Genomic DNA, 13,051 nt, shown 5'->3' with positions numbered 1-13,051 from the left:
CGCCTACGCTCAGTCCTCAAGAATAGATTTTGTAGCGACAAACACCTGTTCCGCAGTGCCTTTGATCGTTCCTTTTGCCCATGCTTGGAATACCGTCACGTAGGCAGTCTTGTGGGCGACCTCGTCAGCAGAGAAATAGATTTCGTCGGTGGCGGTGTCCAGAACGAGAGCACCGGTATCGATGCAAATCTCCTCGATTAGAACGAGTCGTTCTTCGTGCTCGGCCAGGTGGCGCTGAACAATACTCATTAAAACTCCAGACAACGCCCGCAGGCAGTTCATTCACTGACGGATGCAGCGAAAGCCGCGACATATCCTATGCGACGTAGCGCGCAGGGGGCCGATCTGTCTCGCCATCGAGCCAGTCTTGTTCGGTGGCCAAATCCAACCACGCTTTTTCCATTCGTCTGTAGCGTGCGATCGCCGGGCGGCTGGTCGCTGCATCGGCTAGCTGGGAGCAATTCGTGGCGTTCTCACGGAAGGTGTCTGCAAGCTTCATTTCATCCTCCTATAACTCGTCGTTCTTCGGGTCACAGCGTTCTTACTTGCCGCGCTCAATGTCGCGGGCCTGCTGTTCCAATTCGTCCGTCAGCTGGAGAATGTTTCGCTGGACCTCCGGGTCGGAAACCAAACGCGCCATAGCGCGATACTTTTCGACCTTCTCGCGCAGTCCCTGACAGTACGCCTCGTATGCATTGCATTTCCCTCCGCGGAATCAATACGCTAAAGGGTGCAAATAGTTCTGTTTCGGGTGCTGCAACTAAGCCTGGCTTTTAGTTTTTGGGTGTTCTGGTTCGATAGGCGGTAGCTGCATCGGCGGCATTGCAGATCGCAGGGATGCTTTTTGCACTTCATCAGCCAGGCGCATCAGTTGATCATGCAGCCGGGCATACATTGCGCGTTTGGTAGGATCTGTTGCGAGATCCCGCACCAGACCCGCCTCTGTAGCATCTATCCGCAGTTTTTCGATCGAAGCCAGAAAATCTTTCATGAGACGCGACGCTCCTTGCTTATGAAGGCGGGAGCGCTACAGGCGGTCTCGTCACCGATATATGCCACAGACGTGCGGTGATCATGGACAACGAACTGCTTCGATGTCGGTTCCAATCGATTAACTCCAATTGAGCTGCTGTTTGCTAGATGGCTGTCTTTCAGGGCGTCCAATCGGAACGCGACCCTATTTGCATTAGATCGATCAAGAAGCGAACGAAAAGGCCGGCATTCGCTTATCGTGTGGGTCCTCCGATTTGTAGAATGAAATGATGTTTCTGGCAGAAAGACAACGAGTTAATCGACCGCGTGGAGAGTCAACCAATCCCTATTTTACGGCGGCAATCGTCGGCGCAGCGGGCCTAGCGGCTTCCGCTATTATCAATCGCTTCCTCGCAAAGAAGGCGGAGCGCGACAACCCACCAACTGGCAGGTTCATCAACGTCGACGGCGTCGATCTGCACTATATCGAGCGCGGCGTCGGACCAGCTGTCGTACTGCTGCACGGCAATGGGAGCATGATCCAAGACTTTGACTCGAGTGGATTGATCAACGCGGTCGCCCGCGATCATCGGGTCGTAGTATTTGATCGACCAGGCTTTGGTCACACCAACAGGCCTCGAAACGCGGTGAAGTGGGGTCCGAACGAGCAGGCCGATCTGATTAAAATCGCTCTCGAAGGCCTCGGCATTCAGAACGCAATTATTGTTGGCCATTCGTGGGGAGCCTCAGTCGCGGTCGCAATGGGATTACGCCATCCTGCGTCGGTACATGCGCTTGTGCTCGTGTCCGGCTATTATTACCCGAGCTTTCGTCCGGATTTTGCCGCGATGTCTGCGCCTGCTGTACCTGTCATCGGTAATCTGATGAGTGTGACCGTATCGCCGATAGTCAGTCGGTTAATGTGGCCAGCACTCGTCGCCAAGCTGTTCGGCCCGGCTGCAGTGCCAGCCAAATTTAGGCGGTTTCCGAAAGAGATGGCAATTCGCCCTTCGCAAATCCACGCTGCGGCCGAAGAATCTGGTTTGCTCGTGCTCAATGCTGCCCGCTCCGAGGGTCATTATAAAGAGCTGTTGATGCCTGTGACCATTATCGTAGGCCAGAATGATCGTCTCATCGATCCAGTCTCACAGTCTGGACGTTTACATCAGGATGTCGCGCAAAGCAGGTTTCACTCGATCCCGGAGACCGGGCACATGGTGCACCAGACGGCAACTCAATCTGTCGTCGATGCGATTGGTGAGGTCAGCACCCCAGCCTCTGCCGTCAACACGTAAAACAACTGACGGCGGGATCTGGAAGATCGGTTTGGGACTACGTCCCATATCAGCACCGTCACAGGAGGACGATAAGCGCTGCTAATGCAATCAAACCCGCGATAACCGCCAGCATTAATATTAGAAAGAACTTTAACATACAGAACAACAAGGCGATAACGACGAAGTTGCACGCGTGGTCGCCGATTTGCAAGCGGTGAATGTTTCCCCTACAGGCCGGGAAACTGTTAGCTTAAGTACGCAACCACGTAGGAGATCCGCCGTGCCTAAAACTCCTGGTAAAGCGCACGCGATGGATTTCGAACAGCTTCTTGAAGCAATCGCCGCAGCAGGCGTGACCTTGTGGACCTGGAATGTTGACTCCGATGAACTCACGATGGATGACGCAGCATTTGACCTTTGGGGCGTCCCAAGGAGCGACAGCGTAACTTTCGAAGATCTTTCAGCTCATATACACCCTGCGGACCGAGACCGCGTCAGGGCGGCTTTTGCCGCCACACGGGGGATTGTTGGACCCTATGAAATTGATTTCCGTATCATCATAGAGGAAGAAATCAGGTGGATCTCCGCCCGGGGGAAGGGCGACGACGCAGGCATTAGAGATCGCGTAATGTCTGGAATTTTTATCGATGTCACCGGACGTAAGCAGGCCGAGGAGGGGCATGAACTACTCGCCGGAGAAATGAGTCACCGAGTTAAAAACCTGCTGGCGATTGCGTCGGGCCTGACGGCGATCACGTCACGGTCGACGACAACGAGCGTCGAAATGGCGAAAGAGTTGACCCAGCGGTTATCCGCCCTTGGACGAGCCCACGATCTTATCCGTCCAATTCCAGGGCATGAAGGCAAAGCAGCTTTGCTCGGCGACTTGTTAACTGTGCTGTTAGCACCCTATGACGACCTCGGTGCATTCAGCGGACGAATTCGCGTGTCGGTACCACGTATGGGCGTCGGAGAAGCGTCCGCGACAACACTGGCCATGGTCGTGCATGAACTTGCTACCAATTCACTGAAGTACGGTGCGTTGTCTGCCCCGACGGGAACGCTTGACGTCGCATGTTCAAGCCCCGACAGCGAAGTCATCATCGTCTGGACGGAGCGTGGCGGACCTACTGTCTCCCCGCCAGTTGGGGCTGGCGGCTTTGGAAGCAAACTCGTTGCGCGAAGCATGACATCTCAGCTTGGTGGATCGATAGACCGTCAGTGGCAGGAAGAGGGAGTCGTTGTAACAATAAAGATGGATAGAGAGAGGCTCGCTACGTGACCAAGCGTGTAAGGCATATTGCGATTATCGTCAGCGTCGGTGTGCGTACCAATGACCGTACCCAATCGACCGGGTTTGACGAAGCCTATATGTGCATCCACAGAGCGTAAGACTCCGACCATTCCAAGGTGCTATTGAAGGGCGGCCAGTAACGATCGCCCTTTACGCTGCGTGCTGCTCGTCGCAGTAAAGGAACACAAGCATTAGCGCCGTTCAGCCTCAGTTCACTAGAGTTTCAATCCCGCAGTTCTTTTGGAAGAAGCGAACGAGATCGCCTGCAATTTCCTGGAGCGGTCGGGAGGCCTGGAACGTTTCGATTGCCGCGCTTACCATGCTTTCTGTCGCGTCAAGCCAGAAAGTCGCGACGTTCGCCCGTGATGGCCATCTCACACTCGGCGTATACGTCACACAATTCGGTGATCTTCTTTAGTTCTGTCCGTCGTCGGGCTTCTTGCTCTGCCCACCCGAACTGTTGCCTTCCTCTTCATCCTGCGCCTTTGAGCTGTGAGGTCCGGTGCACGCTCGATGTCCTCGGGGGGCTCTTCGTTACGACTGTGAAGCTCGATCCCATGTCCGTTCTTCGGGGTCTTGGGCATGGTGTTTTCCTTCTTCAGTCTGCAGGCAGGAACGAGCAGAATCCTAAGGCTATAAAGTCCGAGGAAACGACCCATAAGAATTGCACGTCGAAGACTATTGGCCATGATCAACTAGGACTCGGTTGCAACTCTGCGAGATTTTGGAGCGGTTTTGCTGGAGGCAGCTGAGGATCACAAGGTCGCCCTGATCGAGGACAGCAGCGCAGTATTTTTTCACGTCAGGTGCACAAGCTTGCCGCTCCTGTTCGGTTCCTCCCTGCTGCGCGAGAGCATGTCCGGAGAAGATAACAATTGTCGTCAGAGCCGCGGTAAATAATCTGAGCATGTTGGTCCTTTGGTTGCCGGTTCAAGCGATAGGATCGCAGGTTGTTCCCGACCAGAACCACATGCGGGAAGCAAGCCGGCATTTGTCTAGATAATCAGATCGCGAACGGAACAGGTTCATCTTCGGTCAGTTAGAAGCGCCCTGTCACTGACTAGTGAGGAAAACAAAGAGCGCTGCCTATACGGCAGCTAACACTGAAATGGCCCGCTAAGCGGGCCATTTCTTCAAGTGCGGTGAATCCGGCGCGCGTTCACGGCGGTTCATTGAGTCGGGAACTTCGCGAAGGCGGAAGTATTGCTCTTTGGCTCGCGGCCAACTTGGACAACGGCGCCAAACTCAACATGTCAGGAAATAGAATGATCCTCCCAACGGATACCATCGTTGCTGTTGCCGACGGTGAAAAGTTGAACCTTTTCCGCAATGTCGGCACCGAAACCGAAATGAGCTTGGTCGCTGCTCCCGGTGAGGAGGTCGAGTCGGTCAGCGGCAGTGGTGGACAGAATAGCAGCTCCGCCAACCCTGATCAGAGTCGGGCGGAAGAAGACGGTTTTGCATCTGGGATCATCGAAATGCTGAATGCTCAGGTGCTAACAAATAAGTTCAGCAATATCGTGATCATCGCCGCGCCGAAGACGCTTGGTGAGATGCGCAAACATTACCACAAAAAGCTCGATGAGGCTCTGGTCGGCGAAATCGCGAAGGACCTGACTGGTCACTCGATAGCGGATATCGAGAAGACGATACTTGCTGCGTAGCTTTTGATCCTCGACCAGCCACTTGGACCAGGCACCTTATCTGGCGAGTTCCAGGAATTGCGAAGGATGAGCCCGATCGGCGGGGAACTCTCCGTTGAAATCCGCGTTCGCAATCCGCCGCCGGATACGGCAGGTATCGATAACAGGAGGATGCGATGGGTCTGTTCACTAAAGACATTAAGACCATGGAAGACATGTTTCTTCACGGCTTGCGGCCAACACCAAACTGAATACCATCGCGCTTCGTAAGGGCGTCAACAAGAAGGCGGTGGCCTGAAGACGCCACCGATCGTCGGTCGCGACGGTGACACTGCAAAATCCCGTGACGCCAGATGGCGGGCACTTCGTGAAGGGCCGCCTCTGGCGCTTGTCTCCGGCTAGGGAATCACTGATTGAATTTGCAGCCGCCAGAGTGATCGCTCGGGCGGCTTTTTGCATTTAGTGAACTGTTGGCCTTATGGATGGTCCGCTAATCGGCGGCGTCTATCCTCTCGTGCAGTCTGACCCACGGCACGGATACGTATCGGCGCTCTCGGCAACGGTGTTCGCGACATCTTCGGCGGGGGACTGTCGTCCTCATCAAGTGAGCTGAGCGCTAAGAGAATATCGCCGATCCTGACCGTCCCATTGGAGCCGGGGATCTGGCGTAACCATGGCTTCCCCTCCACCGTAAAAGCATCTGATGCCCAAGCCGCAAGAACGCATCGCTTTTGCAGAGTGTCTAAGAAGGGATTCGCGAGAACTTCCCGCGGATGCGTGAAGGTGCTGGCGAGGAGGGAATTTGCGTGGATTCCATTCATCGACATGGCAGATGTCGTCATGTGGGCCTCCTAACTCCTTTCGTTTAAAGGCGACAATCGATGCAGATTTCTACAATCCTCGGTCAAGAGGGGAACCAAAAATTTTTGCGATCTTGCATCGCTTCTACCCGCTGAACTCGCTCTAAAAGCCGCGGCCGTGCAACAGAGTAGGCCTGCGAGTGGGGCTTCGTATATATACCCCGCATCGTTGTAAACTTCCCAAGCGTCTAGTGATTAGCGCGCAAAAGGACGTTCCATTATTTCATGAAGGCGGCCAGTTCGTCCGGCGTTCCCATCGGGAAAGCTTCTTTCAGGTAGTCCAGAAAGGCAGAAACACGAGCGCTCAGCAGCCGCCGAGAGGGATAAAGAGCCCACAGAGCGATGTCCGGTCCGCCTACGTCGCCCCACTGCACTAACGTCCCAGCAGCCAGATCATGACTTACGAGTGATATCGGAAGGCGTGCTGCGCCAACGCCCGCGCGGACCGCGTCGCGCACCATGACAATCGATGAAAGAGAGAGGACCGGATCGACCGTGATGCGCGATTTTCCTGTTGGTGTTGTTACATCCCAGGATGTCTCCCCACCTGCTCCACGCACAACAGCTGGGACAGGCGAGTCGGCGGGTCGAGCCAAACTTGAACTCGCAACGACTACCAGCCGATCGCGCAGAAAGGCTAGTCCGACGAGTCTTTCATCCGGATCTGGATTGATGCGGATGACCAGGTCGTAACCTTCTTCCACCATGTCGACGGGGCGGTCTTCGGTCGTGATCTCCAGCCGCACCTCCGGATATTTGAGCGCGAACCCAGCGGCCAGCTTGCCCATGGCAATCTGTGAAAACAGGAGGGGAGCACTAACCCGCAATTTGCCGCGCGGTTTGTCGCCGCGCGAAGCTATCGCGGCTACCGTTTCGTCTAGCTCGGTAAGCAGGGTCCCTGTCCGCTCGTAAAGTGATCGCCCCTCCTGAGTAAGCTTCAATTCTCGCCCGCCGCGCTCAAACAGGCGCAGGCCGAGGATGCTCTCCAGTTCCGCCACCCGTCGCGACAGGGTTGCCTTCGGGTGACCCGTCGCACGTGCCGCGCGGCCAAACCCGCCATGGCGGGCGACCAGGTTGAAATCGGCGAGGGCGAGTAGATCCATCTGTTCCATCTATGAGACTGTCTGTCCAAATATACTGTCTATCGGACCATATGTGAACCACTCATATTCAGGGGTGATCAACCAATAGGAGAATATCCCATGACCATCCTCGTAACTGGCGCTACCGGCAATATCGGCCGCAATGTCGTCGAACAGCTCGCAAAGCGTGGCGCCTCGGTGCGCGCCCTCGTCCGCGATCCCTCCAAGGCCAAATTTCCAGACGGTGTGGAGGTCGTCCAGGGCGACCTGCTCGACGTCGATTCCCCCCGGTCAGCCATGAAGGGCGTATCCACGCTGTTCCTACTGAACGGTGTCGTGGCCGACGAATATACCCAGGCGCTGATTGCGCTGAACGTCGCCCGCGAAGCCGGGATCGATAGGTTCGTCTACCTGTCCGTCATCCACAGCGACCGCTACGTGAACGTCCCGCACTTCGCAGGCAAGTTCGGTGTCGAGCGCATGATCGAACAGATGAAGCTCGGCGCCACCATCCTGCGCCCGGCCTACTACATGGACAACGAGATCACCATCAAGGACGTAGTCACCGGCTACGGCATCTACCCGATGCCGATCGGCGACAAGGGCCTCGCCATGATCGATGCACGCGACGTCGGTGAGGTCGCCGCGATCGAACTGATCCGCCGTGAGCAATCGCCCACGTCCCTTCCGCTCGATTATATCAATGTGGTTGGGCCCGACACGCTCACCGGCGCAGACGCAGCGGCGATCTGGTCGGATATCCTTGGGCGTACGATCACCTTCCCCGGCAACGACACCGCCCGGTTCGAGCAGAACCTGCGCCAGTTCATGCCGAGCTGGATGGCCTTCGACATGCGCCTGATGGCCGAGCGGTTTCTGACCGAAGGCATGGTCCCGGACGTCGGCGACGTCGAGCGGCTGACCGCGCTGCTCGGCCGCCCGCTCCGCTCGTATCGCGACCACGTCGCGCAGATCACGGCATAGCTCGCCGCGACGTCATTTAACAATCCAAGGAGAACTATCATGATCTATTCGACCGCCACCGTTCCGGTAAACCCGGAGGGGGAAACCAAACTTACTCGCGAAGAGGCCTGGAAGGGTCTGGAGCTCAAGGCCCGCGATGCCCGTGAATTCCTGCCGCCGGGCCTGTGCACGCGCTGCCATGTTGTCGAGGAAAGCGCGACCCACTTCGTGCGGGAGGCCACGATTGCCGGAGCAGACCTGCGGGAGATCATCGTGCTTGAGAAAGGAAGCAAGGTGACCTTTTTCCAGGCTAGTGGTCCGCGCGAAGGTGCAATTATCAATGAGTTGTTCGTGGATGAGGCCGGAGCGCTCCAGCTCCGCTTCTACTGCTACACCGGCTTACGCGGGAAGAAGCCTCATGGCCCTGAGGAACAAGCTGAGCAGGCGCAGTTCGACAGCGAAGATAAGGGCTACAAAGCCGCCCTGTTATCGACACTAAAGCGCACCCGCGAGCTACTCGCGGATGGACGGCTCTGAGAGTTCACAAAATGAAGGGGGCTGTCTTAAGAGAGGCGCCCCCTTTCGAGAAGGCACGGTCGGGCAAGTTAAATTCGCGTAACCTTCATATGAAAATGCCTCTAAGAAAGTTAGGCGAACGTTGTCTTTCAACTGGGCTGCCTATTGCTCACTCAGGTGTGGCAAGCTCAACGCCACACCATTCGACGATGAACAGTGTCATCGCAGTAGTGATGCGCTTGAGAGACGCGATACTGACGCGCTCATCAAAGCCATGAATATTTTGGGAGTAGGGGCCGTAGCATAGCGCGGGAATCTTGTCGTAGAGCGCATAAACCCTGGTATCGAGATAACCGGCAGTCATGAAGCTTTCGAGCTTCTTGCCGGTCGCCCCTAAATGAGCATCCGCGAGCACCTTTTCTGCCTCCGAGCCAGGCGGCAGTTCGTACCCTTCAGTGTGGAAGCCGTGAAAAGTCACCAACGGGGGAATGTTTGAAAGGAACGAGTCTTCCCGCGCGAATTTTGCAATTCGCTGCTCAATCTCAGCAGCTGCCTCCTTGGCACTGACGCCAGGATAGATCGAAACGCGGCAGCCGATTCGACACCATGCGGGAACGGACGACTCCCAGTCGCCGCCCTCGATCTTGCCGACGTTCAAATTAATAGGATGTTCTTCGTTTTCAAAGTTTGGACGCCCCGCTTTCCGAGCGTTCCATTCTGCTTCCAGTATGCGGAGCTCACCTATGATGCGGTAAGCCGCGTCGATCGCGTTGGCGCCCGTGCCCATCTCACGGACGTGGACGGGTAGACCCCGCACCTCCACCTGAAACCACACAACACCTACGTTCGCGCGTACCAGCTTCTCATCTTCTGGTTCTGGAATGAGAACGGCGTCGGCTTTGTAGCCGCGAAGATGCGTCATCAATGCGCCGTTACCCGTCGATTCTTCCTCGACGACGGATTGAATATAGACGGTCGCAGCCGGCTGCAGCCCGATCCTGCGCAGCGCATCGAGAGCGTAAAGGTTCGCCGCATGGCCCGCCTTCATGTCTGCGCCACCTCGGCCATAGAGCCAGTCGCCCTCAATCACCGGTTCGAAAGGTGGATGGGTCCACAGGCTCTCTGGTCCCGGAGGGACGACGTCAACGTGGGCCTGCAAGATGAGGGACCGACCGGCTTCGTCGCGGGGGCGATGTGTTCCAACAACGATCGGGGCGCGTGAATGATCGTCTGAGAACGGGGAGCCGCCGGGATGCCGCTCGATGGCTCCCCGGTCCATGTCGAAGCGCTCCATCGCGTATCCGCGATTACGCAACTCATTGAAAACGCGGTCCTGAATAATGAATTCGTCGCCGCGCACGGATTGCAGCCTGATGAGATCCTGCGTGTAGGCGATCTGCTCGGCAAATCCGTGTTCGACCGAAGCAATCAGTTTTTTGCGGAGCGTATCGTCGAGAGCCATGGCTGCCATCCGGTGCGAGACGCAGCATCTTTGTGCCGGGCCCTTGTCCGTGTCAACTGATGATGTATGGTGTCACACCATGACACAGAACCAACTTGCCGGATGGCTGCCAGCAACGATCGCAGACAAGCCAGGCGTTCCCATCGTAAGAGCACTGGACCGGGGCATCGCGCTCCTCAAGGCCTTCCATATCGCACGACCTCGTCAAACCTTGACCGAACTGTCGGCGGCGGCCGATTTGGACAAAGGGACTGCGCGACGACTGCTGCACACGCTTCAATGCAGCGGGTTGATTGATCACGATCCCTCAAGCGGTCTGTATTCGCTCGGTGTTGGCGTGCTTGAGCTCGCATCCTCCGTGGAAAAGGGGAGGGAGCTGCGAGAGATTGCAGCGCCCTTACTGAGCGAGCTCAGCGAGTCAACTGGAACCACCGCCTATCTCTGGGTTCATCATGAGGGCAGCGCCATCTGTGTCGAGCGCGTGCGAGCCTCAATTCCAAATGTCGATGCCGCCTGGTTCACTGTCGGATCAAGGGCGCCGCTTAACTGCGGGGCAGGGCCCCGCGCGTTGTTGAGCTTTATCTCAACGGAGGAGCGAGCCGTCGCACTTTCGCTTGAGCTTGCGAAACGCACGCCGAAAAGCCAGACCAACATCAAAACCCTGAATGCCGAGGCCGTGCGAATTCAAAAGCAAGGCTGGGAGCTGGCCGTTGATGATTTCGTTGTAGGCCTGGCGGCATTGGGCGTGCCTGTCTTCGATCGCCAGGGACATCTAGCCGGAAGCATCAGCATCACGACATTGACTGCGCAGCTGGTCGAAGGTGCAAAGCCACGTCACCTTGACCTCATCAAGAAGGTCAGTGCTGAGATTGGCGCGAAGCTTTTTAGCCGCGACGCACGATGACCGACCGAGATAGCCCTTTAGTAAAGCTGAGTGAGGATCGAATGAACAGCGTTGAACTTGCACAAGCCTTGGTGCGATTTGATTCCCTCAACCCGCCCGGCAGAGAAAAGGATTGCGCAGGTTATATTGCCGATTTGCTGCGGGATGCCGGCCTTGCCGTTACAGCTTACGAGTTCGCGCCGGAACGCCCGTCGATCGTCGCCAGGTTGTCTGGCACGGAGGCACTAAAGCCACTTGTCTTCACAGGCCACATTGATGTGGTGCCGCTTGGAGAAAAGCCGTGGTCGGCACCGCCGTTCGCGGCGGAAATCCGTGAGGGCAAGCTCATCGGGCGCGGAGCCAGCGATATGAAAGCTGGCGTCGCGGCTTTCATTGTTGCTGCAGTCGAAGCGGCCAAAAAAGGCCGTTTGAAACGCGGCATCACGCTGGTCATCACCGCAGGTGAGGAGACGGGGTGCGAAGGAGCGTTCCACCTTGCACGCGAGGGTGCCCTTGGGGGCGCAGAGCTATTGATCGTTGCGGAGCCGACGTCGAATCTTCCTATCATTGCGCATAAAGGCTCGATCAGGCTGAGAATCACGGCCACAGGAAAGACAGCGCATTCTTCGATGCCTGAGCTGGGCGAAAACGCTGTGTATAAGGTTGCGAGCTGGGTCGGACTTATCGAAGCTCTGAAGTTTCCTGAGCACGAACACCCGTTGCTAGGGAGAACGACCGCCTCGGTCACCACGATCTTCGGCGGTCAAAACATCAACTCCGTTCCTGATTCGGCAGGCTTTACGGTCGATTTCCGCACAGTGCCAGCACATGATCACCAGGTGCTTATTGCTGACATCCAAGAGCGATTGGGAGCTGAAGCATCGATACAGCTGGTCACCGATTTCAAAGGGTTCGCGACTGCACCCGACGAGCCTGCGATTGAACCATTGATGGACATCCTGGCCGCTCGACTGGGCGCTCCCGCTGTGCCGGCCGGCGCTCCTTACTTCACAGATGCCTCTGCCTTGGTGCCGGGGTTTAACAATGTGCCAACCGTCGTCATCGGTCCCGGCGAAGCGGCGCAATGCCACCAAACCGATGAGTTCTGCTACGTCGAGCGAATTGATGAGGCATTCCACATCTACACTCAGCTTATAGATCGTATCTGCAGGTGAATCTTGTGTGGGGAGGTAATGGCCTCTCAAGCCGGCACCCCGCCTTGAGGCGCGCTGCGCTTCAAGGCAATCGGAATCGCATAACATGCAGTATGGAATATTGTCCTATGCTCCAGGCGGGCAGGCAAGGCTGCATACATTGTTGCTGGCTCAGAACCGCCGACGGTAGCTCGGACAGAACGCAAACGATAGGCGTGTCCGCTTCGCGCCCACAGCGGCCAATTATTTATCAAACCGGCGGCCGCCTGATCGGAGTACTTACCGCGCTCGTTGGCTTCCGCATCTGCCGCCGACATTTCTAACGAGCGAGCGGCTAATTCGTCTTTCGATCAGCGAAGATTGTAAAGGCACCCCCCCTGCTAACCCCGACACGACTTATTCAGTTGTTGTTATGTCCCTGGGACTGATCCGCGCCACAACTTCCGCTGGCGAAAGTCATGCGCTTCCTGTGTCATCCAGCGGACCGACGAAAAATAGAACATGCACTACTCTCACCGACCGGGGCGATCAAATCGGCTGCCGTGACTGAGCGCCCGCAATGCTCGCCACCCCCCATAGAGTAGCGTCATGACCGATTACAGAGCCTACATCGTCGGACACGACGGCCACTTCAAGACATTTGAGTCCATCATCGCTGAGGATGACGAGGAGGCCATCGCAATGGCTAAAAAGCTTGTCGATGGTCACGATGTCGAAGTTTGGCATCTCGACCGAAGATCATCGTCCTCGCTCGCAAAGAACCGCGAACTGTGTGAAACGCTCAATGTCTTTAGTACTGCATTGGAGATAGTGCTTGGCTGGGAAATGCAAGGAAGAACTTTATCGACGGCTTGCCCAGTCTCGACGGTTAGTGGCTGGAGTAAATGATCCCGCCACGGCGGAACGCCTTCACGCTCTCGTCCATGAACTGGAATGAATAGCGCT

14 protein-coding genes are annotated in these 13,051 nt (G+C 56.5%); 8 read left to right on the top strand and 6 right to left on the bottom strand.

What is annotated here, in order from left to right:
- Positions 1 to 9: 9 nt before the first annotated feature.
- The 3 genes from A4A58_RS29070 to A4A58_RS30050 form a co-directional block, all read right to left on the bottom strand.
- On the bottom strand, positions 10 to 249 hold the full coding sequence (locus A4A58_RS29070; protein ID WP_068738812.1) for a hypothetical protein: 240 nt from the start codon (positions 247 to 249) through the stop codon (positions 10 to 12).
- Positions 250 to 316: 67 nt separating this feature from the next.
- On the bottom strand, positions 317 to 499 hold the full coding sequence (locus A4A58_RS29065) for a hypothetical protein (protein WP_068738811.1): 183 nt from the start codon (positions 497 to 499) through the stop codon (positions 317 to 319).
- A 261-nt stretch (positions 500 to 760) separates the two neighbouring features.
- The gene (locus tag A4A58_RS30050; protein WP_081422143.1) at positions 761 to 991 is read right to left on the bottom strand and encodes a hypothetical protein; all 231 of its coding nucleotides are present in this window, start codon (positions 989 to 991) and stop codon (positions 761 to 763) included.
- A gap of 271 nt (positions 992 to 1,262) precedes the next feature.
- On the opposite strand from A4A58_RS30050, the gene A4A58_RS29055 reads away from it, so the two are divergent.
- Positions 1,263 to 2,267: an alpha/beta fold hydrolase gene (locus A4A58_RS29055; protein ID WP_081422163.1), complete on the top strand. Its 1,005-nt coding sequence runs from the start codon at positions 1,263 to 1,265 to the stop codon at positions 2,265 to 2,267.
- A 292-nt stretch (positions 2,268 to 2,559) separates the two neighbouring features.
- Positions 2,560 to 3,531, top strand: coding sequence for a sensor histidine kinase (locus A4A58_RS29050; protein WP_068738809.1), 972 nt, complete (start codon positions 2,560 to 2,562; stop codon positions 3,529 to 3,531).
- Between the two features lie 690 nt (positions 3,532 to 4,221).
- On the opposite strand, the gene A4A58_RS29040 is transcribed toward A4A58_RS29050, so the two are convergent.
- On the bottom strand, positions 4,222 to 4,452 hold the full coding sequence (locus A4A58_RS29040) for a hypothetical protein (RefSeq protein WP_068738807.1): 231 nt from the start codon (positions 4,450 to 4,452) through the stop codon (positions 4,222 to 4,224).
- A 233-nt stretch (positions 4,453 to 4,685) separates the two neighbouring features.
- Here A4A58_RS29040 and A4A58_RS29035 point away from each other — a divergent pair, with 233 nt between their 5' ends.
- The gene (locus tag A4A58_RS29035) at positions 4,686 to 5,207 is read left to right on the top strand and encodes a host attachment family protein (RefSeq protein ID WP_349509597.1); all 522 of its coding nucleotides are present in this window, start codon (positions 4,686 to 4,688) and stop codon (positions 5,205 to 5,207) included.
- Positions 5,208 to 6,264: 1,057 nt separating this feature from the next.
- On the opposite strand, the gene A4A58_RS29030 is transcribed toward A4A58_RS29035, so the two are convergent.
- Positions 6,265 to 7,149 carry a LysR family transcriptional regulator gene (locus A4A58_RS29030; RefSeq protein ID WP_068738895.1) on the bottom strand — a complete coding sequence of 295 codons (885 nt, stop codon included), beginning with the start codon at positions 7,147 to 7,149 and terminating at the stop codon, positions 6,265 to 6,267.
- 99 nt (positions 7,150 to 7,248) lie between these two features.
- Between A4A58_RS29030 and A4A58_RS29025 the strand changes: the two genes are divergently transcribed.
- Entirely contained in the window at positions 7,249 to 8,112 is an 864-nt protein-coding gene (locus A4A58_RS29025) for an SDR family oxidoreductase (RefSeq protein ID WP_068738805.1), read from the top strand.
- A gap of 39 nt (positions 8,113 to 8,151) precedes the next feature.
- Positions 8,152 to 8,628, top strand: coding sequence for an AtaL-like protein (locus tag A4A58_RS29020; RefSeq protein ID WP_068738804.1), 477 nt, complete (start codon positions 8,152 to 8,154; stop codon positions 8,626 to 8,628).
- A gap of 148 nt (positions 8,629 to 8,776) precedes the next feature.
- Here A4A58_RS29020 and A4A58_RS29015 read toward each other — a convergent pair whose 3' ends face one another.
- Positions 8,777 to 10,069 carry an ArgE/DapE family deacylase gene (locus A4A58_RS29015; protein ID WP_068738803.1) on the bottom strand — a complete coding sequence of 431 codons (1,293 nt, stop codon included), beginning with the start codon at positions 10,067 to 10,069 and terminating at the stop codon, positions 8,777 to 8,779.
- A gap of 79 nt (positions 10,070 to 10,148) precedes the next feature.
- Between A4A58_RS29015 and A4A58_RS29010 the strand changes: the two genes are divergently transcribed.
- From A4A58_RS29010 to A4A58_RS30045, 3 genes are all read left to right on the top strand, one after another.
- Complete coding sequence (locus A4A58_RS29010) at positions 10,149 to 10,973, top strand: IclR family transcriptional regulator (protein WP_081422162.1); 825 nt, start codon at positions 10,149 to 10,151, stop codon at positions 10,971 to 10,973.
- A 41-nt stretch (positions 10,974 to 11,014) separates the two neighbouring features.
- Positions 11,015 to 12,127, top strand: a complete 1,113-nt coding sequence (locus A4A58_RS29005) for a M20 family metallopeptidase (protein WP_158005766.1) — start codon at positions 11,015 to 11,017, stop codon at positions 12,125 to 12,127.
- A gap of 567 nt (positions 12,128 to 12,694) precedes the next feature.
- Positions 12,695 to 12,994, top strand: a complete 300-nt coding sequence (locus A4A58_RS30045) for a hypothetical protein (RefSeq protein WP_081422142.1) — start codon at positions 12,695 to 12,697, stop codon at positions 12,992 to 12,994.
- The last annotated feature ends 57 nt before the right edge of the window (positions 12,995 to 13,051 follow it).

Source organism: Tardiphaga robiniae (assembly GCF_001618955.1).
Classification (GTDB): Bacteria; Pseudomonadota; Alphaproteobacteria; order Rhizobiales; family Xanthobacteraceae; genus Tardiphaga; species Tardiphaga robiniae_A.
The sequence above is the reverse complement of the archived record's forward strand: the minus strand, read 5'-3'. Positions and strand labels throughout refer to the sequence as shown.